17 protein-coding genes and 1 pseudogene are annotated in these 15,897 nt (G+C 69.2%); 9 read left to right on the top strand and 9 right to left on the bottom strand.

Features of this window, described 5'->3' with window-relative positions:
* Positions 1 to 85: 85 nt before the first annotated feature.
* The 3 genes from ACODR1_RS22710 to ACODR1_RS22720 form a co-directional block, all read right to left on the bottom strand.
* Positions 86 to 682 carry a CC0125/CC1285 family lipoprotein gene (locus tag ACODR1_RS22710; RefSeq protein WP_488882466.1) on the bottom strand — a complete coding sequence of 199 codons (597 nt, stop codon included), beginning with the start codon at positions 680 to 682 and terminating at the stop codon, positions 86 to 88.
* Positions 683 to 811: 129 nt separating this feature from the next.
* Positions 812 to 1,453, bottom strand: coding sequence for a LysE family translocator (locus ACODR1_RS22715; RefSeq protein ID WP_488882467.1), 642 nt, complete (start codon positions 1,451 to 1,453; stop codon positions 812 to 814).
* 46 nt (positions 1,454 to 1,499) lie between these two features.
* Positions 1,500 to 1,904 carry an MAPEG family protein gene (locus ACODR1_RS22720; protein WP_488882468.1) on the bottom strand — a complete coding sequence of 135 codons (405 nt, stop codon included), beginning with the start codon at positions 1,902 to 1,904 and terminating at the stop codon, positions 1,500 to 1,502.
* A gap of 184 nt (positions 1,905 to 2,088) precedes the next feature.
* Between ACODR1_RS22720 and ACODR1_RS22725 the strand changes: the two genes are divergently transcribed.
* Entirely contained in the window at positions 2,089 to 2,289 is a 201-nt protein-coding gene (locus ACODR1_RS22725; protein ID WP_488882469.1) for a KTSC domain-containing protein, read from the top strand.
* A 14-nt stretch (positions 2,290 to 2,303) separates the two neighbouring features.
* Here the strand turns inward: ACODR1_RS22725 and ACODR1_RS22730 are convergent.
* From ACODR1_RS22730 to ACODR1_RS22750, 5 genes and pseudogenes are all read right to left on the bottom strand, one after another.
* Positions 2,304 to 2,401 (bottom strand): annotated as a pseudogene (locus tag ACODR1_RS22730) (hypothetical protein); the annotation flags it as partial.
* Between the two features lie 28 nt (positions 2,402 to 2,429).
* Positions 2,430 to 4,286, bottom strand: a complete 1,857-nt coding sequence (locus ACODR1_RS22735) for a flotillin family protein (RefSeq protein ID WP_488882470.1) — start codon at positions 4,284 to 4,286, stop codon at positions 2,430 to 2,432.
* 65 nt (positions 4,287 to 4,351) lie between these two features.
* Entirely contained in the window at positions 4,352 to 4,951 is a 600-nt protein-coding gene (locus tag ACODR1_RS22740; RefSeq protein ID WP_488882471.1) for a YqiJ family protein, read from the bottom strand.
* 4 nt (positions 4,952 to 4,955) lie between these two features.
* Positions 4,956 to 5,534 (bottom strand): PspA/IM30 family protein, encoded by a 579-nt coding sequence (locus tag ACODR1_RS22745; RefSeq protein WP_488882472.1) that lies wholly within the window; start codon positions 5,532 to 5,534, stop codon positions 4,956 to 4,958.
* 10 nt (positions 5,535 to 5,544) lie between these two features.
* Complete coding sequence (locus tag ACODR1_RS22750) at positions 5,545 to 6,030, bottom strand: hypothetical protein (protein ID WP_488882473.1); 486 nt, start codon at positions 6,028 to 6,030, stop codon at positions 5,545 to 5,547.
* A gap of 394 nt (positions 6,031 to 6,424) precedes the next feature.
* On the opposite strand from ACODR1_RS22750, the gene ACODR1_RS22755 reads away from it, so the two are divergent.
* The 8 genes from ACODR1_RS22755 (at position 6,425) to ACODR1_RS22790 (ending at position 14,953) form a co-directional block, all read left to right on the top strand.
* Entirely contained in the window at positions 6,425 to 8,833 is a 2,409-nt protein-coding gene (locus tag ACODR1_RS22755) for a TonB-dependent siderophore receptor (protein ID WP_488882474.1), read from the top strand.
* Between the two features lie 67 nt (positions 8,834 to 8,900).
* Entirely contained in the window at positions 8,901 to 10,196 is a 1,296-nt protein-coding gene (locus ACODR1_RS22760) for an MFS transporter (protein WP_488882475.1), read from the top strand.
* 15 nt (positions 10,197 to 10,211) lie between these two features.
* Positions 10,212 to 11,276, top strand: coding sequence for an LLM class flavin-dependent oxidoreductase (locus tag ACODR1_RS22765; protein ID WP_488882476.1), 1,065 nt, complete (start codon positions 10,212 to 10,214; stop codon positions 11,274 to 11,276).
* Positions 11,273 to 11,905: a cysteine hydrolase family protein gene (locus ACODR1_RS22770; protein ID WP_488882477.1), complete on the top strand. Its 633-nt coding sequence runs from the start codon at positions 11,273 to 11,275 to the stop codon at positions 11,903 to 11,905. Before ACODR1_RS22765 ends, ACODR1_RS22770 begins: the two co-directional genes overlap by 4 nt.
* Positions 11,905 to 13,290 (top strand): zinc-binding metallopeptidase family protein, encoded by a 1,386-nt coding sequence (locus ACODR1_RS22775; protein ID WP_488882478.1) that lies wholly within the window; start codon positions 11,905 to 11,907, stop codon positions 13,288 to 13,290. Before ACODR1_RS22770 ends, ACODR1_RS22775 begins: the two co-directional genes overlap by 1 nt.
* Entirely contained in the window at positions 13,290 to 13,784 is a 495-nt protein-coding gene (locus ACODR1_RS22780; RefSeq protein ID WP_488882479.1) for a flavin reductase family protein, read from the top strand. The genes ACODR1_RS22775 and ACODR1_RS22780 overlap by 1 nt, the downstream gene beginning before the upstream one ends.
* A gap of 11 nt (positions 13,785 to 13,795) precedes the next feature.
* Entirely contained in the window at positions 13,796 to 14,608 is an 813-nt protein-coding gene (locus tag ACODR1_RS22785; RefSeq protein WP_488882480.1) for a TauD/TfdA dioxygenase family protein, read from the top strand.
* 192 nt (positions 14,609 to 14,800) lie between these two features.
* A complete protein-coding gene (locus tag ACODR1_RS22790) occupies positions 14,801 to 14,953 on the top strand; it encodes a hypothetical protein (protein WP_488882481.1) in 153 nt (50 codons plus the stop codon).
* Positions 14,954 to 14,956: 3 nt separating this feature from the next.
* Here the strand turns inward: ACODR1_RS22790 and ACODR1_RS22795 are convergent, their stop codons facing one another.
* Positions 14,957 to 15,685: an enoyl-CoA hydratase/isomerase family protein gene (locus ACODR1_RS22795; RefSeq protein WP_488882482.1), complete on the bottom strand. Its 729-nt coding sequence runs from the start codon at positions 15,683 to 15,685 to the stop codon at positions 14,957 to 14,959.
* Positions 15,686 to 15,897 lie beyond the last annotated feature (212 nt).

Consider the following 15,897-nt stretch of genomic DNA (forward strand, 5'->3'; position numbering starts at 1 on the left):
CCTCTGGGCCACCTCCCCCAGGGGGGGAGGATTGTGATCCCGAAGAACAAAGGGCCCTCTCCGATGGAGAGGGCCTTCGTCGTTCTTACTGACCCGGAGCCGGGCGCTGGATGGTCGGCTCGAGGTTCTTGATGATCTCGCGGGCGTCGTAGGCGCGCGGGTCGCCCGAGGGCTTGGCGCCCTTGTGCAGGACGATCTCGGTGCTGGCCTCGAACTTCTCGATCGTGCGGACCTCGGCGCGGTTGGCGAAGAAGGGGTCGCCCCAGAAGGGGTCCCAGGCGCGCCAGCCGCCGTAGCGGGGGCCGTAGTAGCGCCAGGACGGACGCCAGTAGCCGTACGGATAGCCGTAGCCGAAGCCGGGCCGCATGAACGGATCCTCGTCGATCACCGTGCGGGCCGTGCGGTCGGTGCGGCGGTCGGCGGTCTCGAACCAGTCATAGCCCTGCTCGACCGTCACCTCGGCGGCGCGGTACAGCAGGTAGCGCTCGACGGTCTCGCGGCTGGTCAGGCTGTTGCCCGCGAAGCCGACCCGGTAGCGGTCGCCCTCGAGGCGCATTTCGGTGAAGCCGCCCGAGGCCTTCTGGCCCGGAATGGCCGGCTGATATGGGGTGGCGGTGGCGCAGGCGCTCAGCGCGGCGGCGACCGCCGCGAGCGCGAGCCAGTTGGCCTTCTTGATGGGCATGACGCGTTCCTCTGGGACGACACTATACTCCCGTACCACAATGCATGGCTGAGCTTTGCGGTTTCGCCAAGGCGAACACGTTGCCGCGATGTAAAAAGAGATTGCCGGCCGACTGTAGAAAGCCGGGCTTCAGCCCCTGGCCACGATCAGGCCGGCGGCGGTGATCAGCAGGATCCCCACGACGACGCCGAAGCCCTTGCGGAACCCGGGCTCGTTCATCCGCGAGGCCAGGGCCGCCCCGCCCAGGCCGTAGGCGCTCATGCTGACAAGGTCCATGCCGATGGTGGCGGCGGCGAACATGACGAGCTGCGGGACCAGCGGCCGCTGCACGTCGATGAACGGCGGCAGCACCGCGCCGAAGAACAGCAGGATCTTGGGGTTGGCGATCTGCACGGTGAAGCCGTCGCGGAAGGCCGAGCGGCTGGACGACAGGCGCACGCCAGCCAGGGCGGCGCCCTCGGCGTTGGCCGGCTTCAGCGCGCCGCGGATCGACTTGATGCCCAGCCAGACCAGATAGGCCGCGCCGGCCAGGGCCAGGATGTGGAAGGCGGCTGGGAAGGCGGCGATCAGCGCGCCCAGGCCCAGCGCCGCGAACAGAAACCACACCAGGCTGGCGGTGTTCATGCCCACGACGCCCAGCAGGGCCGCGCCCTTGCCCTTCTCCATGCCGGTGGCGATGGCGAAGAGGTTGGCCGGGCCCGGCGTGATGGCCATCACGAACATGGCCGCCAGGAAGGCGCTGTAGCGGGCGGGATCGACGGGCAGGACCATGGCGGGGCTATAGGCTTTCTTCCCGCCAAGACAAGGCTCGTCATCCCTACATCCCCACGCTCACCGCCACCCAGATCACGCGGCCCAGGGCGCCCAGCAGCAGGGCGAAGGTGGTGAAGGCCTGGATGGCGAAGCCCAGGCCCCGCTTCTTCGGATCGGCGGCGTAGGACAGGGCGTAGATGATCCGGCCGAGGATCCATACCGCGCCGGCGGCGGCGGCGAAGAGGTCGTTCCAGTAGATCGCGAACAGCCACAGCGACGGCAGGAAGATCACCAGCCATTCCAGGGTGTTGGCCTGCACCCGCACCGCGCGTTCCAGGTCCGGGTGGCCGGTCATGGCCGGGGCGTCGATCTTGGTGCGGGCGCGGGCGGCGCCCACGCGCAGGATCATCCAGATGTAGCAGATCAGCGCCGCCAGGGTGACGATGGCCACGAGAGCGTGGGTTTGCATGGGCTTGGCGGTCCTCCCCGAACCTTTGATGCGGCGCAAGGACGGCCGCGCGCGGGGAGCTTAAGCTTATTCACGCAGGAAGCTCAAAGCCGTGACGGTCATGGCCGGAACCGCCCGCCCGGCCCATGCGCTTTTAGCCTCGTAGACCCTCGTTCCGAACCCTTTCCGAAGAAAGGTCTCGCGCATGCACGTGGACTCCACCGCGATCCGAGCGATCGACTACGAACCCGAACACGGCAAGCTCATCGTCACCTTCACCGACGGCGACGAGTACGTCTATGTCGGCGTGCCCGAGCGGGTGACGGCGGCCTTCACGCGTTCGCGCTCGAAGGGACGCTTCTTCCAGCGGATGATCCGCGACCGGTATCCGTACAACCGGATCTGAGGCGGATCTGAGCGGCGAAAAACCTCGTCCTTCGACAGGCTCAGGATGAGGTTTTTCTACTGCGACCAATGCAATGGTCCTCACCCTGAGCTTGTCGAAGGGCGAGGACCACGCACGGTGTTCAGGAGGGAAGAGGGCGCTTACGCCTCCTCGTCGCCTTCCTCTTCTTCCTCGACCACGACCGGGGCTGCGATCGCCGCCGGCCTGGCCTTCTTGGCGCGGCGCGGGGCCGGGACGACGTCGACCACGGTCGCGACGGTCGGGGCGACCTCGGCCAGTGGGGCGGTGAGGCCCGACAGCGCCCCGCCGTTCAGGCCCACCTCGGCCATCAGCTGGTCGAGCAGAGGGGCCTGGGCGCGATAGCGCAGGGCGCCGCTGACCACCTGGTCGGCGAGGTTGCCGCCGCCGTTCGAACCACCGCCGGCGTCGTTGGCCGCAGCCCCGCCGGTCGCGCCGTTCAGGCCGTCGACCTGGACGATGCGGATCGAGTCGATGGCTTCCAGCGGCTTGACGGATTCGGCGATGATCCGGTCGAGGTTCTCGATCAGCTTGATGCGGATGGCCATGGCCACCTGGTCGGCCGACAGCAGGTTGGCGGCCTTGTTGAGGGCCTCCTGGCCCGAGGCGTCGACGTCGTAGCGGACGCGGGCGGCCTCGGCGGCCAGGCGGACCGATTCCGCCGAAGCCTCGGCCTCGATGCGGGTCTTGTCGGCCGCGCCCTTGGCTTCCTCGCGCAGGGCCTCGGCCCGGTCGGAGGCGGCGGTCTTCTCGGCCTCGGCGGCCACCTTGACGGCGATGGCCTCGCGCTCGGCCTCCTTGGTCGCCTCGATCAGCTCGATGATCTTCTGGCGGTCGGCGGCCTCGCGTTCGCGGACGGTCTTGACCTGTTCCTCGGCGGCGACGGCGAGGGCGAGCGCCTTGTCGGCGTCGGCCTGGGCCTCGGACTGGGCGCGCGACTTCTCGGCCACGGCGATGGCGCGGTCCTGCTCCGACAGCTCGATGGCCTTGGCCTTTTCGATCGTCTGGGTCTCGACGGCGCGTTCCTTGGCGATCTCGCGCTCGCCCAGTTCCTGCTCCATGGCGATGCGCTGCTGGGCCACCGCGCGGTCGGCGTTGATCTTCGACTGCTCGATCTGCTGCTCGCTGGCGATCTTGGCCTGTTCGGCTTCCTGGGTCTTTTCCGCCTGCTGGCGGGCGACCTCGGCCGACTGCTCGGCGCGGCGGGTGGCCAGTTCGCGTTCCTGCTCGAGCTTGGCGTACTCCTCGTCGCGGGTGATCTGCAGGGTCTGGCGCTGGGCTTCCAGGTTCTTGGTGCGGATCTGCACCTGGGTGTCCTGCTCGATGTCGTTGCGCAGCTTCTTGCGCAGCTCGATCTCCTCGGTCAGCCGGGTTAGGCCCTCGGCGTCGAAGGCGTTCGACGGGTTGAAGTATTCCATGGCGGTCTGGTCGAGGCCGGTCAGAGACACGGTCTCCAGCTCCAGGCCGTTCTTCAGCAGGTCTTCCGACGAGACCTGCTGCACCTTCTGGACGAAGTGGGTGCGCTGCTCGTGCAGCTCGGTCATGGTCAGCTCGGCGGCCACCGAGCGCAGGGCGTCGACGAACTTGCCCTCGACCAGTTCCTTCAGCTGCTCGGGGTGCATGGTGCGCTGGCCAAGCGTCTGGGCGGCGCTGGCGATGGCTTCCGAGCTCGGCTGCACCCGCACGTAGAACTCGGCCAGCACGTCGACGCGCATGCGGTCCTTGGTGATCAGGGCCTGCTCGTTGTTGCGCGAGACGGCCAGGCGCAGGGTGTTCATGTTGACCGGAATGGTCTCGTGGAACACCGGCAGGATCAGCGCGCCGCCGTTCATGACCACCTTCTCGCCGCCGAAGCCGGTGCGGACGAAGGACGTCTCCTTGGAGGCGCGCTTGTAGAGGCGGGCCAGGAGCAGGCCCAGGATGATGAGGCCGGCGAGGCTTACGCCGGCGATGAGAGCGATCTCGATCAGGGCAGGCATGCGGAATTACCCCCGAAGTTTGGGAAAGCGGAAAAGGAAGAACAGCAGGAAGGCGAAGGCGGGCGTCACAGCAGCGCCTCGCTTTCGTTGCGGATGGCCAGGAACCGGGCGCCGGCGTTGCGCACGATGATGACGCTGGTCCCCTGCTCGAAGACCTCGCCCTCGTCGTCGGGCTCGACCATCACGTAGTGGGTCTGGCCATGGGCGTCGCGCACCCGGGCCTGGGCGGGCGAGCCGACCTTGGCGGCGCCCGTGACCACCACGGCCACGCGGCCGACCAGGGTATCGCGCGAGACGGCGGTGGTCTCGTCGCCCGGCAGGATGCGGGCCAGGAGGCCGCTGAGCACGCGGGTGAAGGGCAGGGCCACGGCGGCGGCCAGCGGCCCGGCGATCCAGATCGGGGCCGGGTGGCGGAAGACGCCGGCGATCAGCTGCTGCAGCACCAGGCCCGTCACCCCGAAGGCGAACAGGAAGATCACGATCACCATCAAGAGCGGCAGGCGGCCGACGTTCAGCCAGCCCAGCAGCGAGGGATGGTCGACGTCGAGGCCGTCATGGCCCAGGGCGCCGCCCAGGCCGGCGGCCTCGACCGCGCCGATCAGCAGCATCAGCAGCAGGGCCGCCAGGAACAGCGTGTTGCCGTCGGCCGACAGGAACCCCCACATCGGCTCAGTCTCCCGATCGGCGCGCGGCGCGCAGGGCGGCCAGGCGCTCGTCGATGCGGTGGCCGCGGGCCAGGCGCTCCAGCTCCGACAGCTTGGCCCCGCGCGCCAGTTCGGCGTCGGTGGGCGGCTGCGGGGCCTTGGCGCGGGCGGCGGTCAGGTCGGTCAGGTCTTCGGCCATCTCGCGGCGGGTGGCCTGCAGCGCGGCCAGGTAGCCTTCCAGCTCGGCCTGGCGCTGGGCGGCGTCGGCGACGGCGGTCTCCAGCACCGGGATCTGGGCCTCGATGTCCAGCTGGTGTTCCAGAGCGGCGCGGATCAGGTCCTCGCGGTCCTGGCTCAGGGCCAGCTCGATCTGGGCCGACAGGTCGTCGTGGCGGCTGGACTGCTCGGTCAGGCGCTTGGCGGCTAGGTGGCGGGCGGCGATGGCGCGGCCGAGCTCGGCGCGCACCTCGTCGATCGCCTGGTCGACCTCGCGCAGGGCCTGTTGGCCCAGGGCGTCGGGCATCACCTCTTCCAGGGCGTCGATCAGGGCGTGGGCGCCGCCGCTGACGATGCGTCCCACTCGGGCGCGCAGGGTATCTGCCATCGGGTCCTCGTCAGGCGGCCGACGGGCGATCGCCCGCGGCGGTGATCAGGCGGGTCAGCTCGCTCAAGGCGGCGACGCGGCGGGAGACGATCGTCGGATCGTAGGCGGGGGCGCTGGGGGTGACGCCCCAGCGCAGCATCTGTTCGGTCAGGCGGGCGGCGCAGTCGACGAGGCGCGCCTCGTGGCGGGCCAGGGCCTGTGGGTCCGCGCCCGCCAGTTCGGCCGGGGCGGCCAGCAGCACGGCCAGCATCTCCTCGACGGCGGAGGTCAGGGCCAGGGCGACGGTGGAGTGGCGGTCGGACGCCAGTTCGGCCGCGCGCAGGGCCTTCACGGCCGGGGCGGCGATGTCGTGGGCGGCGGCCAGGGCCGCGTCCCAGCCGGCCGGCGTCTCGGCGCGGCGGCGGGCCTGGCGGATCAGGCCGCGCACCTTGTCGCTGGCCGTGATGGCGCCCTCCAGTTCGAGACCGGCGAGAAAGAGGGCGTCCTCTTCGGACAACCTGACACTCAAGGGCGTATTCAGCGCGACCATGAGTGGCAATGTGGGGCGTTGTAATACGTTTGTAAACAGCTACACCTTTCAGCCTGAGATTACATCTTCGTCATGTGCTCGCCGTTTGGTTCCAGAGGCGGTGGCGCCGCCACGGGCGCGGGTCGCGACACACGGCGCTTGAGTCGCGGTCTCGTTCGCTCTGGATCAAGTTCCTTGGTCCCGCCGTGGGCGAAAGCCGCGCAGAGGGGGGCAAATCGTGGGCGTCTCGAACATTTTGAGTGAAATTACAGATGCCGCCCCGGACGCCGGGAACGGGGCGAGGCGATGGTTTCTCCAAGAGGCGTCGCTCTGGGGATAACCGCCGAGGGCGGGAGTGCGACGGCCTTGAACGAGGACCGTCATGTCGAACCAAGGAATGCTGCTCGCGGGCTGTTCCGCCGCCGTTCTGCTCGCCCTGGCCGGCGGCGCCCACGCGGCCGATCCGGATCCGTCGGCCGCCGCGCCGGACGCCGTCGACGAGATCGTGGTGCGGGCCCGCGACAAGGCCGGCCTGATCGAGAAGGAGCCCAACAACACCGTCTTCGGCCTCGACAAGCCGCTGATCGAGACCCCGCGCTCGGCCAGCTTCGTGTCGGACCTGACGCTGCAACGCTACGGCATCGAGACGATCGACGGCCTGACCGCCGTCTCGCCCGGCACCTACACGGCCAGCTTCTATGGCGTGCCCGGCGCGCTCAACATCCGCGGCACCCTGGCCGAGAACTACTTCCGCGGCTTCAAGCGCATCGAGAACCGCGGCACCTATTCGACCCCGATCGGGGCTGCCGACCAGATCCAGATCGTGCGCGGCCCGCCGACCCCGATCTACGGCTCGGGCAAGGTCGGCGGGATGCTGAACTTCATTCCCAAGTCCGGGAAGGGCGAGGGCGGCTACCTGTCTGAGACGCAGGGCGAGGTCACGGCCACCTACGGCAGCTACAATCGCAAGAACGCCACGGCCCAGGTCGGCCTGCCGGTGAACCTCGGCGAGGTGGTGGGCGGCGTCCACGTCTATGGCGAGGTCGAGGACAGCCACAGCTACTACAAGGGCATCTATCCGCGCCGGCAGACCCTGCAGGTCTCATCCGACTTCGACCTGGGGAACGGCTGGAGCACCGCCGTCGGCGGCATGCTGTACCGCTCCAAGGGCGACGTGCAGACGCCGGGCTGGAACCGCCTGACCCAGGACCTGATCGACAGCGGGACCTACATCACCGGCCGCGACACCAGCCTCGTGGACGCCGACGGCAACGGCCGCCTGACGCCCAACGAGATCGGCTTCTATCCGTACGCCAGCGCCATGTACCTGGCCTATTACGGCTTCCCGACCACCGACGCCAAGCACACGCTGGATACGGGCGTGGGCACCACCAAGCTGTCGCCGCGCACGGTCTACATCACGGGCGCCGACTTCTCGAAAACCGAGACCAACACCCTCTATTTCGACGTCGCCAAGGAGCTGTCGCCCGACAGCGCGCTCAAGCTGCAGCTGTTCTACGACGCCCTGGAGAACAAGCGCTTCGTCTCCTACGGCTACCCCGCCTGGTTCGACAGCGACGTCTGGGAAGCGCGCCTGACCTGGAACTTCGCCAACGAGTTCCTGGACGGCGCGGTGAAGGCCAAGTCGTTCGTCGGCGCCTCGTACCGCAGCTTCGACGGCCGCCGGCGCGAAAGCTACAACAGCGGCCTGATCGCGCTCGACCGCCGCGACATCGCCTTCGGCGCCACCCCCACCGACCTGATCGGCAGCCCCTTCAATCCGGGCGACGGCGTGCAGTGGGAGAACGACAACCGCTCGGAATGGAGCCAGGCGGGCCTGTTCTTCACCACCGACATCATGGTCGGCGAGAAGCTGAACCTGATGCTGGGCGGCCGCTACGACGATTACGACGTCACCTCGCACGACACCGGCTTCCTCTCGTACACCGTGGCCGGCGAGCAGAAGGCCTCGAAGGGCAAGGGGACCTACACCGCCAGCGCCACCTACAAGGCGCCGTTCGGCCTGATGCCCTACATCACCTACGCCAAGGCCAGCGCCCTGGAGATGAGCCAGGCCGGCGACATCGCCCCTGGCCTGGTGGCCGACGCCGGCGACGCCTGGCTGTCGGACGGCGACCTGGCCGAAGCCGGGATCAAGTTCCAGTGGCTGCAGGGCACGCTGGTGGGTTCGCTGGCCGGCTATCGCCAGAACCGCACCCAGCTGACCGGCATCACCCAGACCCCGACCGGGACCCGCGCCAAGGGCGTCGAGCTGGAGGTCCGCTGGCTGGCCAGCGAGCACTTCAGCTTCACCTTCTCGGGCAACACCCAGCACACCACGGTCAAGGGCCCCGACACCTCGTTCCAGTACGTGCCGGTCCACACCGTCGGCGTCAGCGGAGCCAACGGCTTCGGCGGCTCCTACGTGGTGTGGAGCTTCGACAGCGTCCGGCCGGGCGACTACGACTACACCCTGATCCCGAAATCGGTGCTCAGCCTCTACGGCGCCTACACCTCCGACGCCTATGCCTGGGGCAAGGTCGCCGCGACGCTGGGCGTGACGCGGGTGACCAAGACCTCGGGCACGGTGCCGGGCGCGGTGGTCTATCCGGACTACGCCGTGGCCAACGGGTCGGTCGCCTACGAGTACGGTCCGTACACCGCCACGCTCAACGTCGATAACCTGCTGGACAAGCTCTACTTCACGCCGGTCGGCGACACCTACGCCAACCTGGCGGCCCTGCCGTCCAAGGGCCGTGAGTGGCGCGTGACCCTGGCTCGGAAGTTCTAGTTCCCCCTGCGGCGCGCTCGCTGCAACGGGCGCGTCGCTCCCTGCTCTTCTTACCTGGAGCTTCGCCATGTCGACCTCCCCCTGGCGTCCCTGGCTGATCCTGTCGGTCTTCGCCCTGCTGCTGTTCCTGATCACCGCCTCGACCTTCTCGTCGCTGGGCGTGGTGCTGCCGGCGATGATCAAGGAGCAGGGATGGGGCTTTGGCCCCGCCTTCCTGGGCTTCACCCTGCTGGGCGCCTTCTGCGGCGGCTCGTCGTGGCTGCCGGCGCTTCTGATCCGCAAGCTGGGCGTGCGGCTGACCATCGTGGCCGGCTCGGCGGTGATGGTGGCGGGCTTCTCGTGCCTGGCCGCGACGCCGGGCCTGGGCGTCTACCTGGTCGGCACGGCCCTCCTGGGCGTCGGCTACCAGATGATGGCCCTGATTCCCGGCACCCACGTGCTGGGCATGCTGTTCAAGAAGCGGGCCCTGCCGTTCGGGATCTATTTCACCATCGGCTCGCTGGGCGGCGTCGTCGGACCGTGGATGGCGCTGTCGGGCATGGAGATCGCCGGCGGCGCCTGGCGGCCCTACTGGTGGATGCAGGCGGCCGCCTCGCTGGTCGTGGGCCTGATCTGCACGGCGCTCGTCGGCAGCAAGGCCTGGCTGGCCGCCGCCGCCGCCGAGACCGACAAGGCCGTGGCCGAAGAGATCGAGAACGCGCCGGCGACCGGCAAGGTCTATCGCACCGCCGTCGACTGGACGGTGAAGGAAGCCGTCCGCACCCCGCAGTTCTGGGTGATCCTGGCGGCCTATTTCGCCCACCTGCTGGGCGGGGTCACCGCCGTCAGCCTGGCGCCGAGCCACTTCGGCGAACTGGGCGTGCCGGCCACGGTGGCGATCGCCGCGATCAGCCTGGAGTCGCTGATGCAGGTGGCCGCCCGCGCCGGCGGAGGCCTGGTCGGCGACCGCATCGACCCGCGCTGGCTGCTGGCGGGCGCGCAGGGCGTGATGGCCGTCGGCCTGCTGGCCCTGACCCACGCCACCTCGTGGCCGGTGATGATGGTGTTCGCCGTCGGGGTGGGGATCGGCTTTGGCCTGACCGTGCTGGCCGTCAGTATCCTGCTGCTCAACTACTACGGCCGGAAGAACAATCTCGAGCTCTTCTCGATGGTCTGCCTGGTCGGCGCCGTCTCGGCCCTGGGGCCGGTGATCGGCGGCCTGATGCGCGACCAGCTGGGCGGCTTTGCGCCCACCTTCCAGCTCTTCGCCGCGGTGATCGGGCTGATCTTCATCGCCGCCCTGTTCATGCGCCCGCCGCGCAAGGCCACCGAGGCCGAGCCGATCGGCGAGCCCGTTCCCACCCTGCTGCAAGACGCCGCCTAGCCGAGGATGTCCGCCATGTTTCACAGCCCTTCCAAGCACAAGGACTTCGGGGTGTTCCTGCCGGTGGCCAACGGCGGCTGGATCATCTCCAAGACCACCCCCGTCCTCGACGGCCTCTATGCGACCAACAAGGCCGCGGCCGTGAAGGCCGACGAGGTCGGCATGGACTTCGTCATGTCGATGGGCAAGTTCCGCGGCTTCGGCGGCGAGACCGACCACTGGGGCACGGCCCTGGAGTCGGTGACGATGATGGCCGGCATCGCCGAGGCGACCAAGAACGTCCGCATCTGGGCCACCATCCACCCGCTGCTGCAGAACCCGGCCGTGGCGGCGAAGCTAATTTCCACCTTGGACCACATCAGCGGCGGTCGCGCCGGCCTCAACATCGTGGCCGGCGCCTATCGCGGCGAGTTCGCCCAGATGGGGGCCTGGGACGACGCCCTGACCCACGACGACCGCTACGTCCTGACCGAGGAATGGACCAGGATCGTCAAGCGTCTGTGGAGCGAGGACAGCGTCGATTTCGACGGCAAGTTCTTCACGATGAAGGACTGCCAGTCCAAGCCCAAGCCGCTTAGCAAGCCGCGCCCGGAACTGATCTGCGCGGGGATGAGCGACCGGGGCTTCCAGTTCTCGGTGCGCGAGGCCGACGTCTGCTTCATCGGCGGCCGCACGCCCGAAGAGCGCCGCGACGCCAGCCGTCGGGCCAAGATCGCCGCCGAGGGCATGGGCAAGACCATCAAGACCTACGCCATGTGCACGGTCGTCCACGCCGAGAGCGACGCGGGCGCCGAGGCCCTCGTCGAGCGCTACAAGGGCGGGGCCGACATGGGCGCCATCCTGGCCATGCTGGAAAGCTGGGGCGTGCCGGCCGAGAAGCTGTCGACCGTCGCCGCCCAGCAGGGCGCCTTCATGACCCACACCGTGGTCGGCTCGCCCGCCACCTGCGCAGAGCAGGTGCAGGCCTTCGTCACCGACTGCGAACTGGACGGGCTGATGCTGATCTTCCCCGACTATGTGGAGGGCCTGTCGATGTTCGGCTCGGAGATCCTGCCGGGCCTGCGCTCGGTGTTCTCGTGAGCGGGTTGCCGGCCTGGATCGCGCCGGGCCGCACGGCGCTGGCGGTGATCGACATCCAGGTCGACTTCGCCTCGCCCGATGGCCTGCTGGGCCAGTACGGCGTCGACTTGGGGCTCGCGGCGCCGGCCGTGGACGCGGCGGCGGCCCTGGTCGCGACTGCCCGCGAGGCCGGCGTGCCGGTGGTGTTCGTCGGCCTGTTCACGGCAGCCGAGACCGACAGCCCGTCGTGGAACGAGCGCATGCGCCGGCGCGGCGGCGATCCCGACAGCGAGGCGGCCCTGTGCCGCGTCGGCCAGCCGGGCAGCGCCTTCTACGGTCCCCAGCCCGCCGCAGGCGAGCTGGTGGTGGCCAAGACCCGCTACAGCGCCTTCGTCGGCACCGACTTCGACGCCCGCCTGAAGGCCATGGGCGTCGACACCCTGGTCGTCTGCGGCCTGACCACCGAGTGCTGCGTGGCGGCCACCGCCGCCGACGCCTTCGACCTCGACTACCACGTCTTCGTCGCCGCAGACGCCTGCGCGGCCTACGAGCCCGACCTGCACGAGGTCGCTCTGAAGACGATGGAGCTAAACACCGCGATCCTCACCGACAGCGTCGAGGTCGCCAAAGCCTGGAAGGAGGCCGCGTGATGGCCGACGGGTTCGCCAACCTCGCGGGCGTCGCCGCGCCTTATACGGTCACCGAGGCCGACCGCGCCGCCATCGCCGCCGCGATCAGCGAGAGCGAGATCGTCGAGCTGGCCTTGACCTTGGGCAACATCCCCGCGCCTTCGGGCAAGGAGCTGGAGGCCGCCAACTACGTCTACGACTGGATGGCGCGCGAGGGCTTCTCGCCGCGCAAGGTTGGCGCGACGCCCGAGCGTCCCAACGTCATCGGCACGCACGGCGGCAAGGGTGTCGGGAAAAACCTCCTCTTCACCGCCCACCTCGACACCGAGGCGCCGACCTGGAACCCGGACCTGGACGCCTACAAGTATAGCCCCGCCACCCTGGCCAATCCCGAATGGGAGAAGTGCTGGCTGGAGGACGGCAAGCTCTACGGCTATCCGATCGCCAACGACCGCGGGCCGATGGCCTGTTTCCTGATCGCCGCCAAGGCGCTGAAGGCGGCCGGCTACGAGCTGGCCGGCAAGATGTATCTCACCGCCTGCCCTGGCGAGATCGGCCCCGAGCCGATCGAGGAGCATCGCGGCGTCGCCTACATGGGCAAGGACATCGGCGCCCACTATCTGTTCCACCACGGCGGTGTGGCCCCAGACTACGCCATCGCCGCCGAGGGCTGCGACTTCGGCCTGACCTGGGTGGGCTGCGGTTATGCGGTGTTTCGGATCACGCTGTGGGGCGAGGGGGTGTTCACTCCGCTGCTGGCCCATCCCAAGACCGCCGCCGAGCACCCGAACCCGCTCTACAGGATCGGCAAGCTGACCGAGGCGATCCACGCGTGGAGCGGCCAGTGGGAGAAGGTCAGCCTCTACGAAAGCCCCGGCGGCGTGGCCCAGCCCAAGTCGCAGCTGGCCTCGATCCGGGGCGGCATCCCCTACGCCTTCGGGGCCGGCACCGAGCGGGTGAACCTCTATCTGGAGGTGGGCCTCAACCCCCGCCAACGCGTGGCCGACATCCAGCATTCGCTCGAAGCCATGGTCCGTGAGACCGGCGTCACGGGGATCGAGATCGAGCCGGTGGTCGTGCGCCACGGCTTCGAGGCGGATGCGGCCGAGGTGGCCCCGCTGGTCGGGGCGGTGGACGTCGCCACCCAGCTGTCGCTGGGCCATCCGGTGGCCCGCGCCGCGTCGGTCTATTCGAGCATGTGGCGCGACCACAACGTCTTCAACATGCACCGCATCCCGGCCATCACCACGGGTTTCGCCCGCTGGCGGCCGACGCCCAAGGACCTAGTCGACAGCGCCCTGGTCTACGCCCTTACCGCCCTGGCCGTCTGCGGCCGGGCCGAGACCGGGAATGCGACCAACCGCGCGCCGCCGGTCTATGGCGACAACCCGTTCGGGGGCGAGTGATGGGCGCGGCCCAGGCCCTGGAGGTTCCCGACACCGCCCTGTTCCGCAAGGCCATGGGCGGCTTCGCGGCCGGCGTGACGGTGGTGACCACGGCGCTGGACGGACGGCTCAGCGGCACGACGGTCAGCGCGTTCTCGTCGCTGTCGATGGATCCGCCGCTGGTGCTGGCCTGCCTCAAGCGCGGCAGTCGCACGCTTTCGGCGGTGCGCGAGGCGGGGGTGTTCTGCGTCAACATCCTGGCGGCCGACCAGGGCGAGCTGGCCTACGCCTTCGCCAAGTCGGGCTGCGACGAGCGCTTCGCCCTGGCGGCGCTGGAGCCCGGCGCCACGGCCGCGCCGGTGCTGGCCGGCGGCGTGGCGGTGGTCGAGTGCGAACTTCACGCCGCCCACGACGGCGGCGACCACGAGATCCTCGTCGGCCGGGTCGTAGGCGTCCGCATCAACGAGTCCAAGCCGCCGCTCGTCTACGTGCGCGGCCAGTTCCTGCAAGCTTGAGAGAAGTCCCGATGGCCTACGACGTGCTCGAGGTGAAGCCGATGACCCGCCGGATCGGCGCCGAGGTGTTCGGCGTCGACCTGGGCCAGCCGCTGTCGAACCGGCAGTTCGAGGAACTGCACCAGGCCCTGACCCAGTACCAGGTGCTGTTCTTCCGCGACCAGCAGATGACCCACGACGCCCACAAGGCGTTGGGCCGCAAGTTCGGGCCGCTGGCCATCCATTCGGGCGTGCCGGGCCTGACCGACCATCCCGAGGTCGTGGCCATCCACGCCGACGAGAATTCGAAGTTCGTGGCCGGCGAGAGCTGGCACTCGGACCTGACCTGCGATCCCGAGCCGCCGCTGGGCAGCATACTGCACATGCCCATCGTGCCCGACGACGGCGGCGACACCGTCTTCGCCAGCATGTACGCCGCCTACGACACCCTGTCGGACCGCATGAAGGCCTATCTGGAGGGGCTGACCGCCGTCCACGACGCCAATCCGATCTACAAGGCGCTCTTCCCCGACATCGACCGGCAATACAACCGCACCGCCCACCCGGTGGTGCGCACCCATCCTGTGAGCGGCAGGAAGAGCCTGTTCGTCAATCCGTCCTACACCACCCACATCGTCGGCCTGCCCAAGGCCGAGAGCGCGGCGATCCTTTCCTATCTCTACCACCACGCCGGCAACCCGGACTTCCAGGTGCGCTTTCGCTGGCGACCCAATTCGGTGGCCTTCTGGGACAATCGCTGCACCTGGCACCAGGCGATCTGGGACTATTTCCCCGACGTGCGCTCGGGGTTTCGGGTGACGATCGCGGGGGATCGGCCGGTCTGAGGTGGGCGAGGAAGATGCTCCCCCTGAAGGGGGAGTTGTCGGCAAAGCCGACTTAAGGGGAAGTGATCGGGGCATGCCAGCAGCCGCTTCCCCCTCCGGCCCTCCGGGCCACCACACCCTTCAGGGGGAGGATCTTGTTGACCCGACCATCCGTCTCGTCGTTGATGCACGCCTGGGTTTCAGGGGCGTTCGATGACGAAAAAGGGTGGCGTGGGCTTTGTCCTGGGCGTGTGCGGCGGGATCATCTTCGGCGCGCTGATCGACAACATGGCCATCGGCCTGATCCTGGGCTTCGCCGTCGGCTTCGGCCTGGTCAAGCTGGGCGGCAACAAGGCCTCCGAATAGGCCCTACTTCCTGCGGAAGTCGGCCGTGCGCTTGCCCATGAAGGCGGCGATGGCCTCCTGGTGGTCGCCGCTGGCGATCAGGGCCGGCAGTTCCTCTTCCACATAGGCCTTGCCGTCGATCACCCGCTTGGTCGCCTCGACGGCCAGCGGTGCGCGGGACGAGATGGCTTCGGCCAGCTTCATGGCCTCGCGCAGCAGCGTGCCGGGCGTGTGGACCGCCGTGACGATCCCGTCGAACAGGGCCCGGGCGGCGTCGAACTGGGCGCCGGTCAGGAGGTGGGCCTTGGCCCGGGCGGCGCCGATCAGCCGGGGCAGGCGCGTGGCCGAGGCCACCAGGCCGATGTTCACCCCCGAGGCGGCGAAGGTCGCCCGGTCGCTGGCCAGGCGGATGTCGCAGGCCAGCGCCAGCTCCAGCCCGCCGCCGAAGCACCAGCCGTCGACGGCGGCGATGGTCGGCACCCGCAGGGCCTCCACCCAGTCCATCAGCCGGTTGAAGTCCTCGACCGCCGCCAGGGCGCCGTCGCCGCGCACGGCCGCCTCGCGCAGATCGTCGCCGGCGCAGAACACCCCGCCGCGGCCGGTCAGCACCACGGCGCGCACGTCGTCGTCGGTGGCGATCTCGTCCAGGGCCCGCACCAGCTGGGCCCGCAGCGGCAGGCCCAGCGCATTGGCCGGCGGGGCGTCCAGTTCCAAGAGGATGATCGAGCCGGTGGGCCGCGAAACGTGAAGCATCGGGGGGATCGTCTGCGTCATGGGGCCAACCTCGCCCGGCGCGGCGCGAATGGGAAGCGCGCAACCTCAGGGGCGGCCGGTGGTTTCACCCGCAACCATGCTGCGACGCACAAGGATTCCGCTTGCCAGATCCGGAGCCTTGTCTCAGCCTCAGCCGTACCCGGCCGCCGAGCGTGGTCGGAGAACACGATAAGAACGACGGCCGGACGGCG

It is taken from the genome of Caulobacter sp. FG7, from assembly GCF_057808875.1.

Coding starts and splice junctions, on each gene's coding strand:
- ACODR1_RS22710 (WP_488882466.1), bottom strand. CDS start 682: ATGCCCATCAAGAAGGCCAACTGGCTCGCGCTCGCGGCGGTCGCCGCC.
- ACODR1_RS22715 (WP_488882467.1), bottom strand. CDS start 1,453: ATGGTCCTGCCCGTCGATCCCGCCCGCTACAGCGCCTTCCTGGCGGCC.
- ACODR1_RS22720 (WP_488882468.1), bottom strand. CDS start 1,904: ATGCAAACCCACGCTCTCGTGGCCATCGTCACCCTGGCGGCGCTGATC.
- ACODR1_RS22725 (WP_488882469.1), top strand. CDS start 2,089: ATGCACGTGGACTCCACCGCGATCCGAGCGATCGACTACGAACCCGAA.
- ACODR1_RS22735 (WP_488882470.1), bottom strand. CDS start 4,286: ATGCCTGCCCTGATCGAGATCGCTCTCATCGCCGGCGTAAGCCTCGCC.
- ACODR1_RS22740 (WP_488882471.1), bottom strand. CDS start 4,951: ATGTGGGGGTTCCTGTCGGCCGACGGCAACACGCTGTTCCTGGCGGCC.
- ACODR1_RS22745 (WP_488882472.1), bottom strand. CDS start 5,534: ATGGCAGATACCCTGCGCGCCCGAGTGGGACGCATCGTCAGCGGCGGC.
- ACODR1_RS22755 (WP_488882474.1), top strand. CDS start 6,425: ATGTCGAACCAAGGAATGCTGCTCGCGGGCTGTTCCGCCGCCGTTCTG.
- ACODR1_RS22760 (WP_488882475.1), top strand. CDS start 8,901: ATGTCGACCTCCCCCTGGCGTCCCTGGCTGATCCTGTCGGTCTTCGCC.
- ACODR1_RS22765 (WP_488882476.1), top strand. CDS start 10,212: ATGTTTCACAGCCCTTCCAAGCACAAGGACTTCGGGGTGTTCCTGCCG.
- ACODR1_RS22775 (WP_488882478.1), top strand. CDS start 11,905: ATGGCCGACGGGTTCGCCAACCTCGCGGGCGTCGCCGCGCCTTATACG.
- ACODR1_RS22780 (WP_488882479.1), top strand. CDS start 13,290: ATGGGCGCGGCCCAGGCCCTGGAGGTTCCCGACACCGCCCTGTTCCGC.
- ACODR1_RS22785 (WP_488882480.1), top strand. CDS start 13,796: ATGGCCTACGACGTGCTCGAGGTGAAGCCGATGACCCGCCGGATCGGC.
- ACODR1_RS22790 (WP_488882481.1), top strand. CDS start 14,801: ATGACGAAAAAGGGTGGCGTGGGCTTTGTCCTGGGCGTGTGCGGCGGG.
- ACODR1_RS22795 (WP_488882482.1), bottom strand. CDS start 15,685: ATGCTTCACGTTTCGCGGCCCACCGGCTCGATCATCCTCTTGGAACTG.